Origin of the sequence: Actinoallomurus vinaceus (assembly GCF_039542055.1) — a bacterium.
GTDB classification, from domain to species: Bacteria; Actinomycetota; Actinomycetes; order Streptosporangiales; family Streptosporangiaceae; genus Actinoallomurus; species Actinoallomurus vinaceus.
This window is the reverse complement of the sequence record NZ_BAABHK010000017.1, coordinates 1-18,256: the sequence shown is the minus strand read 5'-3', so window position 1 is coordinate 18,256 and position 18,256 is coordinate 1. Positions and strand designations below refer to the sequence as shown.

Annotated in this window: 13 protein-coding genes and 1 pseudogene; 11 read left to right on the top strand and 3 right to left on the bottom strand. The window is 71.9% G+C overall.

The window, feature by feature from the left end; all coding sequences use genetic code 11:
* Window positions 1-36: 36 nt before the first annotated feature.
* The 6 genes from ABEA24_RS41890 (at window position 37) to ABEA24_RS41865 (ending at window position 7,978) form a co-directional block, all read left to right on the top strand.
* Window positions 37-1,680 carry a serine/threonine-protein kinase gene (locus ABEA24_RS41890; RefSeq protein ID WP_345439157.1) on the top strand — a complete coding sequence of 548 codons (1,644 nt, stop codon included), beginning with the start codon at window positions 37-39 and terminating at the stop codon, window positions 1,678-1,680.
* A 31-nt stretch (window positions 1,681-1,711) separates the two neighbouring features.
* The gene (locus ABEA24_RS41885; RefSeq protein ID WP_345439155.1) at window positions 1,712-3,382 is read left to right on the top strand and encodes a serine/threonine-protein kinase; all 1,671 of its coding nucleotides are present in this window, start codon (window positions 1,712-1,714) and stop codon (window positions 3,380-3,382) included.
* 226 nt (window positions 3,383-3,608) lie between these two features.
* Window positions 3,609-4,271, top strand: a complete 663-nt coding sequence (locus ABEA24_RS41880; RefSeq protein ID WP_345439153.1) for a hypothetical protein — start codon at window positions 3,609-3,611, stop codon at window positions 4,269-4,271.
* A 64-nt stretch (window positions 4,272-4,335) separates the two neighbouring features.
* Window positions 4,336-6,036 carry a serine/threonine protein kinase gene (locus ABEA24_RS41875; RefSeq protein WP_345439151.1) on the top strand — a complete coding sequence of 567 codons (1,701 nt, stop codon included), beginning with the start codon at window positions 4,336-4,338 and terminating at the stop codon, window positions 6,034-6,036.
* Window positions 6,037-6,236: 200 nt separating this feature from the next.
* Window positions 6,237-7,016, top strand: a complete 780-nt coding sequence (locus tag ABEA24_RS41870) for an electron transfer flavoprotein subunit beta/FixA family protein (protein ID WP_345439149.1) — start codon at window positions 6,237-6,239, stop codon at window positions 7,014-7,016.
* An 11-nt stretch (window positions 7,017-7,027) separates the two neighbouring features.
* Window positions 7,028-7,978 carry an electron transfer flavoprotein subunit alpha/FixB family protein gene (locus tag ABEA24_RS41865; protein ID WP_345439147.1) on the top strand — a complete coding sequence of 317 codons (951 nt, stop codon included), beginning with the start codon at window positions 7,028-7,030 and terminating at the stop codon, window positions 7,976-7,978.
* Window positions 7,979-8,139: 161 nt separating this feature from the next.
* Here the strand turns inward: ABEA24_RS41865 and ABEA24_RS41860 are convergent, their stop codons facing one another.
* The gene (locus ABEA24_RS41860) at window positions 8,140-9,078 is read right to left on the bottom strand and encodes a hypothetical protein (RefSeq protein WP_345439145.1); all 939 of its coding nucleotides are present in this window, start codon (window positions 9,076-9,078) and stop codon (window positions 8,140-8,142) included.
* Complete coding sequence (locus tag ABEA24_RS41855) at window positions 9,075-9,632, bottom strand: RNA polymerase sigma factor (protein ID WP_345439143.1); 558 nt, start codon at window positions 9,630-9,632, stop codon at window positions 9,075-9,077. Before ABEA24_RS41855 ends, ABEA24_RS41860 begins: the two co-directional genes overlap by 4 nt.
* Before the next feature lie 187 nt (window positions 9,633-9,819).
* On the opposite strand from ABEA24_RS41855, the gene ABEA24_RS41850 reads away from it, so the two are divergent.
* The 3 genes from ABEA24_RS41850 (at window position 9,820) to ABEA24_RS41840 (ending at window position 15,642) form a co-directional block, all read left to right on the top strand.
* Window positions 9,820-11,472: a flagellar hook assembly protein FlgD gene (locus ABEA24_RS41850; RefSeq protein ID WP_345439141.1), complete on the top strand. Its 1,653-nt coding sequence runs from the start codon at window positions 9,820-9,822 to the stop codon at window positions 11,470-11,472.
* Between the two features lie 159 nt (window positions 11,473-11,631).
* Complete coding sequence (locus ABEA24_RS41845; RefSeq protein WP_345439138.1) at window positions 11,632-13,512, top strand: N-acetylmuramoyl-L-alanine amidase; 1,881 nt, start codon at window positions 11,632-11,634, stop codon at window positions 13,510-13,512.
* Window positions 13,513-13,767: 255 nt separating this feature from the next.
* The gene (locus tag ABEA24_RS41840) at window positions 13,768-15,642 is read left to right on the top strand and encodes an N-acetylmuramoyl-L-alanine amidase (RefSeq protein WP_345439136.1); all 1,875 of its coding nucleotides are present in this window, start codon (window positions 13,768-13,770) and stop codon (window positions 15,640-15,642) included.
* A 56-nt stretch (window positions 15,643-15,698) separates the two neighbouring features.
* On the opposite strand, the gene ABEA24_RS41835 is transcribed toward ABEA24_RS41840, so the two are convergent.
* Window positions 15,699-17,252 carry a glycoside hydrolase family 10-like protein gene (locus tag ABEA24_RS41835; protein WP_345439134.1) on the bottom strand — a complete coding sequence of 518 codons (1,554 nt, stop codon included), beginning with the start codon at window positions 17,250-17,252 and terminating at the stop codon, window positions 15,699-15,701.
* A 323-nt stretch (window positions 17,253-17,575) separates the two neighbouring features.
* Between ABEA24_RS41835 and ABEA24_RS41830 the strand changes: the two genes are divergently transcribed.
* Both ABEA24_RS41830 and ABEA24_RS41825 read left to right on the top strand, forming a co-directional pair.
* Entirely contained in the window at window positions 17,576-17,785 is a 210-nt protein-coding gene (locus ABEA24_RS41830; protein WP_345439132.1) for a hypothetical protein, read from the top strand.
* Window positions 17,775-18,256 (top strand): annotated as a pseudogene (locus ABEA24_RS41825) (RNA-guided endonuclease TnpB family protein); the annotation flags it as partial. The gene ABEA24_RS41830 and the pseudogene ABEA24_RS41825, both read left to right, overlap by 11 nt.

The following is an 18,256-nucleotide window of genomic DNA, read 5'->3' as shown; positions in this document are numbered from 1 at the left end:
ATGAGGGAACACATGCCCAGGTATCGTGACGGATCTATGGAGGGGGTAGAGACGTCCGGGGAGAGTATCGGCCGATACCGCCTGCTCGAGAAGATCGGGGAAGGCGGGATGGGGGTCGTGCACCTGGCGGCCGACCCCATGGGCCGCAAGGTCGCTGTGAAGGTTCTGCGGCCCGGGGTGGCGACGGACCAGACGGCGCTGCGCCGCCTGGCGCGCGAGGTCGACTCCATGCGCCGGGTGCACAGCCCGCACGTCGCGGAGATCGTGGACGCGGACGTCACGGCCGAGCCGCCCTATGTCGTCACGCAGTTCGTCCCCGGCCGCACGCTGGAGCAGAGCGTGCGCGACGACGGGCCGCTGCGCGGGGACAGGCTCCAGCGGCTGGCGACGGGGCTGGCCTCCGCGCTGGCCGCCATCCACGACGCCGGCATCGTCCACCGGGACCTCAAGCCGGGCAACGTCATGTTCCTGGAGAACGGTGAGCCGGTCGTCATCGACTTCGGCATCGCGCAGGGCGTCGACGCGACCCGGCTGACCGCGACCGGGCTCGTCATCGGCACCCCCGGCTACCTCGCCCCGGAGATCATCGAGGGGGAGGACGCCGGCGCGTCGGCGGACGTGCACGCCTGGGCGGGCACGCTCGCCTTCGCCGCGACCGGGCGGGCGCCGTTCGGCGGCGGCACGTTCGAGTCGATCTTCTACAAGATCATGGAGGGGCGGCCGGACCTGGACGGCGTTCCGGAGCCGCTGCTGCCGCTCGTCCGCGCGGCCATGGCGCGCAACCCCGCCGAGCGGCCGACCGCGCACGCCCTCGTGGGGCTCACCCAGCGGATCGACGTCAACAGCACCCTGGTCGACCCGCCGTCGACCCAGACCAAGCGGCTCACCGCCGTCTCGGCCCCGCCACCGGCGCGACCGGCCAACCCGCGCGACTTCAGGGGGCAGCTGCCGCCGGCGCCGCCGCCTCCTCCGCCGCAGCAGCCGTACGCCCGGTCCCCGTACGGGGCGCCCGGGCAGCAGCAGCCGCCGGCGCGGTACCAGCAGCGCCCTCCGAAAGAGCCGCGGCCCGACGAGCCGAAGCCGTACGGCATCTACCGTTTCCTGAGCCTGCTGCTCCTCGTCGGAGCGGTGGGGCTGTCCGTCGTGACGCCCGCCATCGCGTTGATCGTCGTGCTGCTCGTCCTGCTGGGTCTGCGGACCGCCGACCGTGGCGCTCAGGAGCTCACGTCCAAGCGAACGCGGCGCGGACCGCGGTCGGGTGACCTGGCCGCGGTGATCGTCAAGTCGCCGTTCTCGGCGGTCCGGGCGGCGCTGGGCATGCTGCTGGTCAGCCCGCTGGCGATCATTGCCGCCGTCGTCGTGCTGCTGATCGGCCTCGCCGCGAAGACCGGGCTGACGATCCCCCGGGCGGTGGCGCTCGCCACGGCCGCGTTCGTGATCGTCCAGTGCCTCGGGCCGGGCAGTGAGCCCGCGCGCCGTCAGCTCGCCCGCGTCTGGGGGGCGGTCCTCCCGAGGAGGTCGCAGGCCCTGGTCGCCCTGGCCGTCATCGGCTTCCTCGTCTTCCTGCTCGTGTCGTTCTCGCTCGGCCAGGCGCCGGACCTGCGGCCGTTCGACTCCCGGTCGCTCACCCACAGCCTGAGCGGCCTGCGGTCCGGCATCCGCGGCCTGCTCGGCGGCTGAGCGGAGACACCCCGACAAGGAAAAGATCCGAATGCCAGTGGAGGACGCCGAGGTGCAGAAGGTGGGCCCGTACCGCCTGGTGGCGACCCTCGGCGAAGGCGGCATGGGCGTGGTCCACCGGGGCGTCGACGACGCCGGCCGCGAGGTGGCCGTGAAGGTGGTGCGGGCGGAGTACGCCGAGGACGCCACCTTCCGGCGGCGGCTCGCCCGCGAGGTCGACACGATGCGGCGGGTGCGCAGCCCGTACGTCGCCGAGGTCCTCGACGCGGACGTCGCCGCCGAACGCCCCTACATCGTCACCCGGTTCATCGACGGCCACCCGCTCGACGGCGTCGTCCGGGCGGCCGGGCCGCTGTCCGGCGGCCCGCTGGCACGCGTGGCGGTCGGCCTCGCCGAGGCGCTGACCGCCATCCACGAGGCCGGCATCGTGCACCGGGACCTCAAGCCGAACAACGTCATGATGGTCGACGGTGCGCCCGTCGTCATCGACTTCGGCATCGCGCACGCGATGGACGCCACCCGGCTCACCCAGACCGGCATGGTCGTCGGCACGCCCGGCTACCTCGGCCCGGAGGTCATCGACGGCAAGCCGCCCGGCCCCGCCGTGGACGTCTATGGGTGGGCGGGGACCGTCGCGTTCGCCGCCACCGGACGGGCGCCGTTCGGCGGCGGATCCCTCGAGGCGGTGGTGGCCCGCATCCTGTCCGGCAACCCCGACCTGACCGGCGTGCCGCCGTCCCTCGAGTCCCTGCTTCGGGCGGGGCTCTCCCGCGACCCGGAGGACCGGCCCTCGGCGGCGCAGCTCGTCGACCGGGTCCGCGCCCTCGACCTCGGCGCGCCGCCGACGATCGCCCCCACCGCCCTCGGCCCGGCCGTCGCGCCGCCGGCCTCCACCGGGGTGCCGCATCCCGCCGCCGCGGGAACGCCGCCGAGCCCCGCCGGCACGGCCTCGGGACCGGGCACGGCCTCAGGCACCGGTACGGCTTCAGGACCGGGCACTGGCTCAGGGCCGGGCACGCCTGCGGGCGCCGGGACGGCGTCGCGGCACACCGGATCCGCCGCCGGGGTCCCGCCGAGCCCACCGCCCGGTCCGGCGACGCCTCCGCGCGTGGCCCTGGGCTGGTACAAGCTGATCGCCTACCTGGCGATCGTCATGGCCGTGGCGGCCTGCGCCGTGGCGCCCGTCGTCGGCCTGCCGGCGGTGGTGGCGGCCATCTGGTACCTGCGGGCGGGGGACATCGCCGTCCGCTCCCGGCGGGTGCCGGTGCGCGGAGCCGAGGACCTCGTCATCGTGCCCTTCCGCGTACCCGGCTCCCTGGGCCGGTCGACCTGGGCGCTGGTCCCCGCCCTGCTGTACTCCACCCTGGCCGCCACGGTGGCGGGCCTGGCACTGATCGTCTGGACCGCCGTCCACAAGGAGCAGTGGCCCGACGCCGTCACCCGGTGGAGCGCGGCGGCGTTCGCCTGGGTGGCGCTGGCGGGACCCGGCGTCATGGCGCCGCGCCGTCAGCTGGTCCGCCTGCTGTCGGCGGTGGCCCAGAGCCGGCGCCACGCCGCCCTCACGGGCCTGTCCCTGGCCGTGGCCGCGGCGCTGGCACTCGCGGCGGGCTGGGCGTTCCGGCCGCGGTGGTGGCCGATCGGCGACCGCGCGGACATCCTCGTCCAGCTCACCCACCGGATCAGCGAGCTGGTGAGCCGCTAGGGCGCGTCCGGTGACACGCCGTAGCCGTACCGTCCGGCAAACGCACCTGGCGGGCACGTGCGGTGAGAAAATGCGCCCACTCCGCGGCGCATCGCGCCGGGCGTACCGGCGCGGCGCGGTAGTGTGGCGTTGCCTTTCACGTCCGCCCGATGCGGGGACCACAGCGACATTCCGAGGAGGGAACGGCGTTCCTCCGGCCCGGTGGCCGGGGCCGCGCCGCGCACCGATGACGTGGGATGACACCTCCGGGGCTGTCTCTGAGCGGCCGCTCGCGGCCGACGAGACCGTCGACGCCGTCGTCGAGGGCTGGTCACGGCTCTTCGCGTACCTCGTCGTCGCGATCGTCTTCGGGTTCAGCGTCATCATGCCGTTCTTCGGGCTGCTGCTGGCGCTGGCGTTCGCGTCGTACCTTCGTGCCGGGCAGGTGCACGCGCGGCGGCACCGGGGCAGCCTGTTGCGGCTCGTGGTCGGCCCGCTGACCGCACCGCTCGACCTCGCCCGCGGCTTCGCCGGGACGCTCCTCACCGTGCCGTACGCGGCGGTGTTCGCGGTCGCCGTGCCGATGGCGATCATGGCCACGTCGGCGATCGACGTTCAGGTCGCTCCGCTGGTGGGGGCGGCCTGGGGCGCCGGGGCCGCGGCGTACGTCCTGCTGGCCGCGCCGGGCATCCGGGCGCCGCGCCGTCACCTGGTCCAGGTGTTCATCGCGCTGGCGTACGGGCCGCGCCGGATCGCGGTGGTCGGAGCGGTGCTGTGCGTCGTGACGCTCGCCGTCCTGGCCGCCGCCATCGTGCTGAAGCCGACCTTCGCCCCCATGTACGAGCTGGAGAACTCCATCGCCCAGGAGCTGTCCCGCTTCCAGGACTCGATCCAGCAGCGCGTGTCGTGACGGCGGGCCCGCCGGGCCGACATTTACGATCATGCGGTAGCCCGTCCACCGCGGAATCCCCCCCATGACGTCCCTGCGCGAGAGTCTCGGCCCGTACCGGCTCCTGGAGGAGATCGGTGTCGGAGGCATGGGCGAGGTGCACCTCGCGCTGACCCCGGACCGCCGCACGGTCGCCGTCAAGATCCTGCACCCGGCGGTCGCCCGCGACGCGCTGGCCCGCCGGCGTCTCGAACGCGAGGTCTCGACGATGCGGCGGGTGCGCAGCCCGTACGTCGCCGAGGTCGTGGACGCCGACTTCACCGGGCGCCGGCCCTACGTCGTCACCGAGTACATCCAGGGCCGTAACCTCGACCTCCGCGTGCGCGCCGAGGGGCCGCTGCGCGGCGCGGCGCTGCTGACGGTGGCGCGCGGGCTGGCCCGCGCCCTGCATGTGATCCACGCGGCGGGAGTCGTCCACCGGGACCTGAAACCGGCGAACGTGATCCTCGTCGACCGTGATCCGGTCGTCATCGACTTCGGCCTGGCGCACGTGCTCGACGCGACGCGGCTGACGCGCACGGGGGCGGCGATGGGCACGCCCGGATACCTCGCGCCGGAGATCCTCGACGGGGAACGGGCGGGGCCGTCCGCCGACGTCTTCTCCTGGGCGGGCACGGTCGCGTTCGCGGCCACCGGCCGGTCGCCGTACGGTCCCGGGCCCGCGCAGGCGATCTTCTCCCGCGTGCTCCGGGGGCGGCACGACCTGCGCGGCGTGCCGGGCGAGCTGCGGGCGACGCTGGAGGCGGCGCTGGCGCTCGATCCGCAGACGCGCCCCGGGACCGGTGATCTTCTCGAGGTGCTCGCCGCCCTCCGGGGCCGCCCGAGGCCCGCCGCCGCGCCCCGGCGGCCTCCAGCGGAGCGCGACCCGGCACCACGCACCCGGACACCGAGCGAAAGCCCATCGGACGACCGGCCGCAGGGCGCGAGGAGACCGGGCGCCGGGATTCAGGCCGGCGGGATGCAGGCTGGCGGGACACGGACCGGCGGGCCGGCGGCCGGCCGGCTGCCGGACGAGCGGTCGCCGGGAGACCGCGCGCCAGGGGACCGCGTGCTGGGCGGCAGCCTGCCGGACGAGCGGTCGGCGGGTGAGTGCTCGCCGGGTGAGAGCGCGCAGCAGGGCAGGGCAAGCGACGGTCGTGGCCTGCAGGGGCGGGGAACCGACCGCCCGGCCCGCGAGGGCGTCCCCGCCCCGGCGGCGGACGGCGCCGCGGCGGAGGAGCCCGCCGAGCCGCGTCGCCGGCTGCCGGGGCGGCTGCTGCGCGGGGTCCTCGCGCTGGCCGTTCCCGCGGCCTGCTACGCGCTGCCGGTCCTGGCCGTGGCGACGATCCTGTCGGCCTGCGCCGCCGGGTACACCTGGGACGCCATCGCCCGCGCCCGCCGCCGGACGGCGGCGAGGGTCGGCCGGCTGGCACGGCTGCGGGCCGCTCTCGGCGCGCTGGTCGCGGTCCCGGCGCAGACGGTGATCCGGCTGGTCGCCCTGGTCGTGGCGCTGGTCGTCGGCTATGCCGCGGTGCTGGCGGTCACCTGGTGGTCCGTCGTGCCGCGCGAACGGGCCCTCGCGCTCCCGCTGGGCGTACTGGCGGTCGTGGCGGGTTTCGTGCGCGCCCGCTACGCGAGTGAGCGCCGTGCGGCGCGGCTGGTCGTGGCCGTTCTGGCGGCCGGGGTGCTGGCGCTGGCGGCCGTCGGGATCCCGTTCCCGGCGTGGTGGCCGCTCACGGCGCCGTGAGCGGGGAGAGCGGAGTTTGCACCGTCGCTACCCGTGGGTAACATCGGGGGCGATGCGTGGAACGCCCCCGAGGCCGAATCCCCTTCGGGTGTTTGGCAGGCTAAGGGCGTCGAACGCATCAGACCGCGTCGCCCGCAGGGACGGCGCCCGTCGTGCCGGAGGAGCGCGTAGATGAAGTGTGCAGGGAGGGCGGACACCATATGAACATCGTCGTCTGCGTGAAGCAGGTCCCCGACACGGCGACCGAACGCAAGCTGCGGTCCGACGACAAGACCCTCGACCGTGAGAACGCCGACGGGGTCATCAACGAGCTCGACGAGTACGCCGTCGAGGAGGCCCTGACGATCAAGGAGGCCCACGGCGGTGAGGTGACCGTCCTCACCATGGGCCCGGAGAAGGCGTCGGAGTCGATCCGCAAGGCCCTGGCCATGGGCGCCGACAAGGCCGTCCACCTGTCGGACGAGGCGCTGCACGGCTCGGACGCGCTGTCGACCTCGTACGCGCTCGCCCAGACGCTGAAGAAGATCGGCTTCGACATCGTCATCCTCGGCTCGGAGTCGACCGACGCCCGTACGGGCATGCTGGCCGCGATGCTGTCCGAGCGGCTCGGCGTCCCACAGGTGACGCTCGCCAACAAGGTGGAGGTCGACGGGTCCTCCCTCAAGGCGCAGCGGCTGACCGACTACGGCTTCGACCGCGTCGAGGCGAGCCTGCCCGCTGTGGTGAGCGTCGTCGAGAAGATCAATGAGCCGCGCTACCCCTCGTTCAAGGGGATCATGGCGGCGAAGAAGAAGCCGGTCGAGAAGCTCGCCGTCGCCGACGCCGAGATCGACGCCGCCAAGGTCGGGCTCGCCGGAGCCTCGACCGAGGTCGTCGACTTCGCGGACGCGCCACCGCGCGAGAAGGGCCAGATCGTCAAGGACGAGGGCGACGGCGGCGTGAAGGTCGCCGAGTTCCTCGCGTCCAAGAAGTTCATCTGAGAGGCGGGGGAATGGCGGAGATTCTCGTCCTCGTCGACCATGTCGACGGAGAGGTCAAGAAGGTCACCTTCGAGCTGCTGACGCTCGCGCGCCGGCACGGCGACGCCGCGGCGGTGTGGGTCGGTCCGGGTTACGAAGGCGCCAAGGACAAGCTCGCCGAGTACGGCGCGGCCAAGGTCTACGTCGCCGCCGACGAGGAGCTGACCTCCTACGTCGTCGCCCCGAAGGCCGAGCTGCTGGCGCAGCTGGTGGCGGACAGGTCGCCGGCCGCGGTGCTCGTGGCCGCCACGGGTGAGGGCAAGGAGATCGCGGGTCGCCTCGCCGTCAAGATCGACTCGGGCGTGCTCACCGACGTCGTCGACGTCGCGGACGGGTTCGTCGGCGAGCACTCGATCTTCGGTGGCGCGATCGTCTCGCACGCCAAGGTGTCGAAGGGCACGCCGATCATCGCGGTACGCCCGAACTCCACCGCTCCCGAGGCCGCGCCGTCGAGCCCGGCCGAGGAGCAGGTGTCGGTGACGCTGTCCGACGCGGCCAAGGCCGCGAAGGTCGTCGAGAAGGTCGTGCAGGAGAAGGGCGAGCGGCCGGAGCTGACCGAGGCCGCGATCGTGGTCTCCGGCGGCCGCGGCGTCGGCGGCGCCGACAACTTCAAGCTCATCGAGGAGCTGGCCGACTCGCTCGGCGCGGCCGTCGGCGCCTCGCGCGCCGCGACCGACGCCGGCTGGTACCCGCACACCTTCCAGGTGGGCCAGACCGGCAAGACGGTGTCGCCGCAGCTGTACATCGCGGTCGGCATCTCCGGCGCCATCCAGCACCGGGCCGGCATGCAGACCTCCAAGACGATCGTCGCCATCAACAAGGACCCCGAGGCGCCGATCTTCGAGCTGGTCGACTACGGGATCGTGGGCGACCTGTTCCAGGTGGCCCCGCAGCTCACCGAAGAGATCACCAAGCGCAAGTAGCCGCGCGCACGGCGACGCCCCGGCGGAGGACCGCCGGGGCGTTCCCGTCTCCGGGCCGCGTCACCCCGCCGTCGGCGTCCGAGACGTTCGGGTGGGGCACCCGCCGTCAGCGGCGGAAGCGCCCGGAAGAGGACCGTGGGTCTTCCCGTCTCCGGGATACGTCATCGCGCGGTCGGCGTCGCAAACGGGAAGCCCGGAGCCGGCGGCTTGCCGTTACCCGCGGGGGCGTGGGTCTGCCGCGTCGGGCCGACGAACAGCAGGACCTGGTTCTGCGCCCACGGGCTGGCATCGTGCACGAACCAGCCCGGCTGCACCTTCTCCGGCGGCACGCCGTTCCGGTAGGGCGCGTTGTCGCCGTCGGCGCCCTCGTACCGGTACTCCGGCACGGTGACGTGCCGCTTCTTCAGCATCGCCACGACCTCGGCGACCGTACGCCCGCGGTACGTCATCCCGTGCATGACCTCACCGGGCGCCTCGACCGGGGCGCTGGAGGAGTACTGCTCGCCGGGCCTGGCAGCACGGCCGAAGACGACCTGGGCGTGCTCCTTGTACCCGAGAGGGATCTTCACGCCCACCGGGCAGGCGGCGCCGCCGCCCCCGGTGTGGCACCGCCCGCGCGCGGTGATCATCTTCATCGAGCCCTCCGACATCACCACCGTCCCGACGATCGACGGAGACACCGGGACCAGCTTCAGGTCGATGTCCATGCCGTGCGCGGCGAACTCCTTCCGGTACCGCGCCGGGTCGGCGAGCGGGTCGTTGACCTTGACGACCAGGTATTTCCCCTGCGTCGAGAAGCTCAGCGCCGCCAGCTGGACCTTCACGGGCCCGCTGCCCGGGCGCTGTGACGGCGTGGGCGTCGCGTGCGTGGCGCCGGAGCCCGCTGAGGTGACGGCGACCGCGATCGCGGCGGTGGCCGCGGCGGCGGCCAGCGGCAGGCCGACGACCAGCCCTCGGCGGCGCCGGGCCCGGTGCCGCGCCGGAACGGCGGTGGCGGTGATCTGTTCGGACAGTTCGGTCTTTGCCTGCGGGCTCACCATGCGGGCGGCCTCCTCGTCGGTGATCGGCGCGAGCCGCCTGATCAGTTTGTCGTGGTTCATGCGTGCTCTTCCTCCGCGATCCGCGCTCGTCGCAGATGCGGCTCCGCGTTGGCGCCCCTGTTCTTCAGCTCGCGCGCGAACCGCTTGCGCGCCCGGTGCAGCCGGATGCGCACGGCGTTGCGGGAGCAGCCGAGCACGGTCGCGATCTGACCGGTGTCCAGGCCTTCCCAGCCGACCAGGGACAGCAGTTCGCGGTCGTCGTCGGACAGGCCGCGGAACGCCTCCGCGATCACCCCGGACTCGGTGTGGTGATCGGCGGCCCGGACGGCGTCGCCGAGTTCGGTCCGTAGCCGGTCACCGAGGGCCGTGCGCCGCCGCTCGCCGCGGTGGTGGTTGGCAAGGACCCGCCGCGCCACGCCGAACAGCCACGGCCGTGCCCGGTCCCCGGCGGGGATCTCGTCGATGCGTCGCCAGGCGACCAGGAAGGTCTCGGCGAGGACGTCGGCGGCGTCGTGACCGTCCTCGGTACGGCGCAGGACGTATCCGAGGACCGGGTCATGGCAGGCGGCGTAGATCTCCTCGAATCTTCGCCTTCTCTCATCGAGAGGTCCCAAGGACCCTCTCCTCTCGGTCGGTGCCGACCCGCGGATGCGCGCGGTCACCTCGGACGTGTCCGGCCGGACAGGAGCATTTCGCGCAAAATGCTCCGCCGTCCGGCCGTGAAATGCCGGACGAGGTGCCGGACACGCACGAGGCGGAGGCCGCCGCTCGTGGCGGTCCCGGTCCCTCGAAGGAGATCTTTTGGCACTCGTCAGAGCCGCCGTGGCGTTCGGCGCCATGGCCGCCCTCTCCGCCGGTACGGTCCAGGCGGCCCACGCCGCACCGCGACCGGCCGCGTCCACGCCGGCCGGCAAGGCGCGGAACCTCAAGAGCAAGATCGTCACCGGCCGCCCGATGCGCAAGCCGATCCCGCTCGGCAGCCGCCGGTTCGCAGGCCCGACACCGACCGTGAAGGTCGACATCCTCGACCGCGACGGCAACGCGCCGCCGGACGCCAACGTGTCCTCGGTGACCTTCATGGCGTTCGGCGGAGGTGACTGGTTCGACGGAACGCCCGTCGACGGGCATGTCGAGGGCGCCATCCCCGCGGGCGACTACGCGGTGCAGGTGAGGGTCAAGACGGACGCCAAGAGCGGCGCCACGTCGACCACCCTCGTCTACCGGTCGAAGGTCTCCATCACCGCGGACACCTCCCTCACGCTCGACGCCCGGCAGGGCCGACCGGTCACGGCCTCCGTGGACCGCGCCGACGCGGGGGTGAAGGACCTCACCGTCCAGCTCATGCAGGACCTCGGATCCGGACCGGAGGGGGTCGCGATGGACGGAGGCACGAACTTCTACATCACGCCGACCGGGACCGACGGTGGGCTCACCTACACCGTCCAGGCGCTGCTGACCAGGAACGGCGCCGAGACCGGCAGTCCCTACGTGTACAACCTCGGCGCCGCCTCGCCCGGCATTCCCGCCGACCCGGCCCTGCGGGCCCGGACGAGCGCGCTGGCGGCCGTGCGGACCACGTACACGGGGGAGGGCGGGCCGGCCTGCGGCGGATCACACGCGGGGGCGGACTGGGGCACCGGGATGGTCCTCCTTCCCTTCACGGGACTCGGCTCGCTGCCGACGACACGGACCGAGTACTTCACGCCGGGGCTCGACTGGTCGACCGACGAGGACGTCACCGGCGGCGACTGCGGGTTCGGGTTCGACAGCACCGACGTCCGGAGCCGCAGCGTGAACTTCCCGCGCGCCGGGTCGTACACGCGGGGATGGAGCGCGGCGCCGCTCGGCCCGGCCGCCGCCGCGATCTACTGGAGCGCCAACAGCGGCCCGGACGCGGAGCCGGCCATGTTCGTGCCGATGCTGTCCTCCGCCGACGCGCGAAGCCAGATCGCCCCGTACGCGAACATGACGGGCACCTCGACCCTGCGCGACGCCGCCGGGAACGTCGTGGCGACCAGCGATCAGCCGGGCACCGCCCAGGGCTGGACCGCGCCCGCACCGGGGCAGTACACGCTCACGATCGATGCCGAGCGCTCCGCCGCTCCCCGGTCGGACCTCGCCACCCGGCAGCACGACGTGTGGAACCTGACCGTGGACGACGGCCCGAAGGTGACACTGCCGGCGCTCCGCTACCGTACGGCGCTGGACTCCGGCAGCCGTGGCAAGGCCGGCGCGGACCAGGCCGTCACCGTGGTGCCCGACGGCACCGACGGCACCCCGACGCTGCGGGTCTCCTGTGACGACGGTGTGACGTGGAAGGACGTCGCGCTGCACAAGGACGGCACGGCGTGGACCGGGACCGTCCACAACCCGTCGTCCGGCTACGTGTCGCTGCGCACGGCCGTCGCGGGAGTGGTCGACCAGACGGTCATCCGCGCCTACGGCGTCCGCTGACGGAACGACCGGTGCCGCCGGGGATCGCGGCCGCATGCGTGATCCCCGGCGGCCCGAGGCCTGCAAGCGAAACCGCAGCCAATTCCGACGTTTCGGTTGACGCGATCTGACCGCTCCGGCAGTCTTCCGGGGTCTAGTCGATCTTGGGGGAACACCGAGATGTCCAATCGACGTCGCGCGATCGGCGCGGGGGCCGCCCTGGTGGCGGCCGTCGCCGCAGGCGCCGTCTATGTCCAGCAGTCCTCGTCATCGGCGGGTCTGCAGTCGTCGTCCTCGCCGGCCCGGCAGGCGGCCTTCGCCGCCGCGGCGAAGAAGTACAAGGTGCCGGAGGGTGTCCTGCTCGGGGTGTCGTACCTGGAGTCGCGGTGGGACACCAACGACGGCCTGCCGAGCGTGAGCGGCGGGTACGGCCCGATGCACCTCACCCAGGTCTCCGCCGCGTCGGGACGCGGGGTCGAGCAGGGCGGCGGTGACGACTACGGCACGGCCGCCGCGCCGAAGACCGCCGCGGCGGCCTCGGATCCGCAGACCCTGCCGGAGGCGGCCAAGCTGACCGGCGTCGACGCGGCGAAGCTGCGCACCGACCCGGCCGCCAACATCGCGGGCGGGGCGGCGCTGCTGGCGAAGTACCAGCGCGACGCGCACAAGACGCTCGGCGCCGACCCGGCGCAGTGGTACTCCGCCGTCACCCGCTACGGCGGGAGCTCGTGGTTCGCCGACGAGGTCTTCTCGGTGATCCGCTCCGGCGAGACCCGGACCACCGACGACGGCCAGAAGGTCACGCTCGCCGCCGACCCGAAGGCGGCCCCGGCCGCCGCCAAGGACGTGAGCGCCGCGGCGGCCACCGACTGCCCGGCTAGCCTGAAGTGCCAGTGGATCCCCGCGCCCTACAAGCAGCTGGACCCGAAGGACCCCAGCAAGTACGGCAACCACGACAAGGCGAACCGGCCCGCCCAGCAGAAGATCGACTACATCGTCATCCACGACACCGAGTCGACGTACGCGTCGGCGGTGCAGTCGGTGCAGGACCCGACCTACCTGGCGTGGCAGTTCACGATCCGCTCGAAGGACGGGCACATCGCCCAGCACGTGCGGGTCAAGGACCTCCCCAGGCACGCCGGGAACTGGTACATCAACTCGAAGTCGATCGGCATCGAGCACGAGGGCTACGTCGCCAAGGGCACGTGGTTCACCGAGGCGATGTACCGCTCCTCGGCGAAGCTGGTCCGCCACCTGGCCGCGACCTACGGCGTCCCGCTCGACCGGGGGCACATCCTCGGCCATGACAACGTGCCCGCCCGGGCGATGAGCGCCGTCAGCCAGATGCACCAGGACCCGGGCCCGTACTGGGACTGGGCGCACTACTTCAGCCTGCTCGGCAAGCCGTTCAAGGGCTCGACCACCGTCAAGTCCCGGGTGATGATCCTGCCGAACTACGCCAAGAACAAGGTGGCGTACACGGGCTGCGACTCCGCCCACCAGTCCGCCAAGTGCCCGTCGCACGGCGGCGCGTCCATCATGCTGCGCACCAAGCCCAGCAAGACCGCCCCGCTGGTCAAGGACGTCGGCCTGCACCCCGGCAGCGGCAAGGCGACGATGAGCGTCTACGACCACTCCGCGCGGGCGTCGACCGGCCAGACCTACGCGGTCGCGGGGAAGAAGGGCTCGTGGGTCGCGATCTGGTACCTGGGGCAGAAGGCCTGGTTCTACAACCCCAAGACCAACCGCACCGCGGTCGCGGCTCCGGGCAAGATCGTCACCCTCAAGAAGTCGGCGCAGATCTGGGGCATGGCCTACCCGGCCAAGCTCGGAGTCACCCCGCCGGCCGACCGGGTCGCCGAGCCGCTGAAGTACACCGTCGCCGCGGGACAGAAGTACGCCCTGCTCGGCAGCGAGACCGGCGAGTACTACCACGCCGTCAACTTCGACGTTTCCAAGCACGTCCTCGTCAAGGACCAGACGAAGTACTACGAGATCCAGTTCGGTCACCGCGCCTATTTCGTCAAGGCCGGTGACGTGACGGTCTCCACTGTCGCCTAGTCCCGAGGAAGAGCGCCGCCGCGACCGCCCGCCCGGGCGACCGCGGCGGCGTTCTCCTTTTCCCGGCGGTTTCGGGGAGGCGATGACAAAGATCACGGAACAGAACGCGATATTAGGTCCCGAGTCCTATTCAGTGCCTGTGACCTGGCCTTTCACGGTCCCATTAACCCACGGTCGCGGCGCAATGATCTTGTTGACCCCATCTGGTCGCTCTGAAAGTCTCCACTGGTCAATTTCGATCAAGGAGACTGCACAATGCTCGTCCCCCGTATCGCTGCGGCGGCGGTCGTGCTGGCCTCGCTCGGGGCCGGCCCGGCATTCGCCGAGCAGCGGGCATCGGCGCCGCCCGCACGGCAACAGGCGTTCGCGACGGCGGCCAAGGAGTACAAGGTCCCGGAGAACGTCCTCCTCGCCGTTTCCTACCTCGAGTCCCGCTGGGACACCAACCGCGGCCTGCCCAGCACCACCGGCGGGTACGGTCCGATGCACCTCGTCGAGGTCACGCCGGCCACCGGCGCGGTCGAGAAGCCGACCGGCGAGGACTACGCGGCCGCCAGGACCCCCCACCGCACCGTCGCGGCGAAGGTGCGGCAGACGCTGCCGGACGCCGCGAAGCTGACCGGCGACGACGCGAAGACCCTGCGCACCGACCCGGCCGCCAACATCCGCGGTGGCGCGGCGCTGCTCGCCCACTACCAGCGCGACCTCCACAAGTCGCTCGCCGCCGACCCCACGGCGTGGTACGCCGCCGTGACGAAGTACGGCGGGAGCACCTGGTTCGCCGACCAGGTCTTCTCGGTGATCCGCTCGGGCATGTCCCGCACGACCGACGACGGGCAGAAGGTCACGCTTGCCGCGAGCCCGAAGGTCACCACCCCGAAATCCGTCCGGACGCGCGCGGCGGACGACGAGACCGACTGCCCGGCCGACCTCGGCTGTGAGTGGCTCCCGGCGCCGTACCAGCAGCTCGACCCGAACGACCCGACCAAGTACGGCAACTACGACAAGGCCGACCGCCCGGCCAAGCAGAAGATCGACTTCATCGTCATCCACGACACCGAGGCGTCCTACGACTCGTCGGTGAAGTCGGTGCAGGATCCGACCTACCTCGGCTGGCACTACACGATCCGCTCGAACGACGGGCATGTCGCCCAGCACGTGCGGGTCAAGGACGTCGGGCACCATGCCGGCAACTGGTACTACAACGCAAAGTCGATCGGTATCGAGCACGAGGGCTACGTCGCCAACGGCGCCTGGTACACCGAGGCGATGTACCGCAGCTCCGCCGAGCTCGTGCGCTACCTCGCGGATCTGTACTCGATCCCGATGGACCGCGCCCACATCCTGGGACACGACAACGTGCCCGCCCGGGTCATGGGCACCGTCAACCAGATGCACCAGGACCCGGGCCCGTACTGGGACTGGGCCCACTACTTCGACCTGATGGGACGGCCGCTCACCGGCTCCGCCGACCTCGGCGCCCGCGTGATGATCCGCCCGGACTACGACACGAACGTCGTGCCGTACACCGGCTGTGACAAGGCCGGCTCCGGGAATCCCTGCCCGGCGCACGGCGGTGGTTCGGTCATGCTGCGGACCGAGCCCCGGGACGACGCGCCGCTCGTGAAGGACATCGGTGTCCACCCCACCACCGGCGGCGCAGCGACGATGGACATCTACGACCACTCCGCCCGCGCGTCGACCGGCCAGACGTACGCCCTGGCCGACCGGCAGGGCGACTGGACGGCGATCTGGTACCTCGGCCAGAAGGCATGGTTCTACAACCCGGCGAGCAAGCCGACTGCCGTCGGCGTCCACGGTTCCGTCGTGACGCCGAAGCCGGGCCTCGACTCCGTGCCGCTGTACGGCATGGCCCAGCCGGAGGACGCGGCCTTCCCGGCCGGCGTCACGCCTCCGTCGGACCGCACGGTGTCGCCCATGGGCTACGTCTTCGGCGCGGGCCAGAAGTACGCCGTGGTCGGGTACGAGGAGAGCGAGTACTTCCACGCGGTGACATACGACCCGGCGCAGCACATCGTCGTACACGGTGATCAGACGTACTACCTGATCCAGTTCGGCCACCGCGCCTACTTCGTCAAGTACGAGGACGTCGTCCCGGTCACGAGCTGAACCGGCATCCTCTGACGCGCGCCGCCGTGACCGGGTCACGGCGGCGCCGTTCTTTCTCAGGTGAGGCGGGCGGGCCGCGCCTCCGTTCCCGGGCTCTCGTTCCAGAGCCGGTCCAGGGCCGTGACCGCGTAGACGTACGCCTTCCCGGGCTCGGCGGTGGTGTCGGTGAAGGAGGTTCCGCCGGTCACGGCGATCCGGTGGGACGCGTCACCGAGGGCGCAGCGGCCGGGCGAACCGTCGAATCGGTAGACCGCGTACCGCACGGCCCCCTGCACCGGGCGCCAGGCCACGGTGGAGCCCGTGACGGCGGGCCGTGGCCGGTGCGGGGCGTGCCCGCCGAGCTGCGGCATCAGCGGCACGAGCGCCGGGCGGGCGTAGTGGTCGGCGACCATGCGGCTCACCGCGCCGATCCGGTCGGCGTCCATGTCCTTGGCGCTGAAGTGGATGTCCCCGGCCACCTGCGGATACGCCCGGTTGAACGCGAGGTGCCGGGACAGCTCGGCCGGGTCCTGCCAGGGCGCGGCCTGCCCGGCGGCGCCCTGGCGGTAGTCGGCCTGGCCGATGTAGAGCTGCACGCCCGTGCCGTCGACCTGCCGGGCCCACCAGGGGACGAGCTTGGCGTAGTCGGCGATCGCGAACCCGATGTACCAGTAGATCTGCGGGGCGATGTAGTCGATCCACCGCTTCCTCACCCAGCCGCGCGTGTCGGCCGAGATCGCGGTGTACGACTCGGTGCCGTTCGTGTCCGAGCCCTCGGGGTCGGAGGTCTTGTTGCGCCAGATGCCGAACGGGCTGATCCCGAACTTCACCCACGGTTTGAGGGCGTGGATCCGGCGGTCCATCTCCCGTACGAGCAGGTCGATGTTGTGCCGCCGCCACGACGCCTTCTCGGCGAACCCGGAGCCGTACCGGGCGAACGTCGCGTCGTCGGGGAAGTCCGCGCTCCCGCTCGGATAGGGGTAGAAGTAGTCGTCGAAGTGGACGCCGTCGATGTCGTAACGGCGCACCGCGTCGAGCATCGCGCGTTCGACGAAGCGGCGGACGGCGGGGATGCCCGGGTCGTAGTAGAGCTTGCCACCGTACGGGTGCACCCAGTCGGGGTGGCGGCGGGCCGGGTGGTCCGGCGCCAGCAGGCTCGGGTCGGCCTTCATCGACACCCGGTACGGGTTGAACCACGCGTGGAACTCCAGGCCGCGCGCGTGCGCCTCGCGGACCAGGAAGGCCAGCGGGTCGTACCCCGGGTTCTTGCCCTGCGTGCCGGTCAGCCACTGGGACCAGGGCTCGTACGGGGACGGCCAGAACGCGTCGGCCGTCGGCCGTACCTGGACGAACACCGCGTTCAGGTGACGGGCGACGGCGTTGTCCAGCAGGCGGACGTACTCCGCCTGCTGACGGGCGACCGGCAGGCCGGGGGCGGACGGCCAGTCGATGTTGGTGACGGAGGCGATCCAGACGCCCCGCAGTTGGCGCTGGGCCGTCGCCGGCGCGGAGCAGGACCGGGTACCGGCGGATCGGGTACGGGCGCCGGCGGGGGCGGCGAGGGGCCCGGCGGCGAGTGCGCCGGCGAGCAGCGCTGCGGTGGCGAGGGACAGGACGTGGCGAAGGACCATGCGGCTCTCCTCAGGCTCTTGAAGAGAACTTACGATCAATGGTTGATCGATGTAAATGATTCACGTCGCGTGTCGCCGTGATGGGCGTGCCGCGCGGCTCGCGAATCCCCTGTTCAGCGGATGTTCGGCGCTCGTTACTTCGGCAGGATAGGCGCGGTATTCCTGCCTGACGTGGCGGGCGGGGACACCTTCGAGATTGTTGATTAGGCAGGACAGGGCGATCTTGGGTGGCTAGTACGCGAGCAGGTGGACGTGGTCGGTTTCGCCGTTGAATTCGCGGAGTTGTACGCTGATGTCGGTACGCAGTTGTAGGGTCACTGACTGTGAAGCTGGTGGTGCAGGTGAAGCTGCTGCCGACGCCTGAGCAGGCGGCGGCGCTCGCGGCGACCCTGCCCCTGTGCAACGCCGCCGCCAATGAGGTGTCGGCGCTCGCGTTTGAGAAGGGTGTGTTCGCCCGGCAGAAGCTGCAAAAGCTCGTCTATGCGGATCTGAAGGCGCCTGTCGGCGCAGCCCGCATTACATGTGATCCGTAAGGTCGCCGACGCCTACACCACCCTGCACGCCCAGATCGAGGCCGGTCTGCTGGGCGGTGAGCATTCACGCAGACGCCGCAAAGCAGTCTCCAAGCCCATCGGCTTCCGGGCTGATGCGGCTCAGCCGTTCGATGACCGGTGCCTGTCGTGGCAGATGGACGCCCGGACCATCTCGACCTGGACCGCTGCGGGCCGGGTCCGGGGCATCGCCTTCACCGGCGAGCCCGGGCAGCTCAAATTCCTGGCAACCCACCGCAAGGGCGAAACCGATCTGGTGCACCGCGACGGGATGTTCTTCCTGATCGCGACGTGTGAGGTCGAAGCGGCCCCGCAGTTCGAGCCGACCGATTGGATTGGGGTGGATCGGGGGATTGTGAACCTGGCCACCACATCTGATGGGGACAATCATCAGGGCAAGGGCTTGGCGCGGTATCGCCGGCGCCAGGCCCGGCTGCGCGCCGAGTTGCAGGC

Coding starts and splice junctions, on each gene's coding strand:
- ABEA24_RS41845 (WP_345439138.1), top strand. CDS start 11,632: ATGTCCAATCGACGTCGCGCGATCGGCGCGGGGGCCGCCCTGGTGGCG.
- ABEA24_RS41875 (WP_345439151.1), top strand. CDS start 4,336: ATGACGTCCCTGCGCGAGAGTCTCGGCCCGTACCGGCTCCTGGAGGAG.
- ABEA24_RS41835 (WP_345439134.1), bottom strand. CDS start 17,252: ATGGTCCTTCGCCACGTCCTGTCCCTCGCCACCGCAGCGCTGCTCGCC.
- ABEA24_RS41865 (WP_345439147.1), top strand. CDS start 7,028: ATGGCGGAGATTCTCGTCCTCGTCGACCATGTCGACGGAGAGGTCAAG.
- ABEA24_RS41860 (WP_345439145.1), bottom strand. CDS start 9,078: ATGAACCACGACAAACTGATCAGGCGGCTCGCGCCGATCACCGACGAG.
- ABEA24_RS41880 (WP_345439153.1), top strand. CDS start 3,609: ATGACGTGGGATGACACCTCCGGGGCTGTCTCTGAGCGGCCGCTCGCG.
- ABEA24_RS41870 (WP_345439149.1), top strand. CDS start 6,237: ATGAACATCGTCGTCTGCGTGAAGCAGGTCCCCGACACGGCGACCGAA.
- ABEA24_RS41840 (WP_345439136.1), top strand. CDS start 13,768: ATGCTCGTCCCCCGTATCGCTGCGGCGGCGGTCGTGCTGGCCTCGCTC.
- ABEA24_RS41890 (WP_345439157.1), top strand. CDS start 37: ATGGAGGGGGTAGAGACGTCCGGGGAGAGTATCGGCCGATACCGCCTG.
- ABEA24_RS41885 (WP_345439155.1), top strand. CDS start 1,712: ATGCCAGTGGAGGACGCCGAGGTGCAGAAGGTGGGCCCGTACCGCCTG.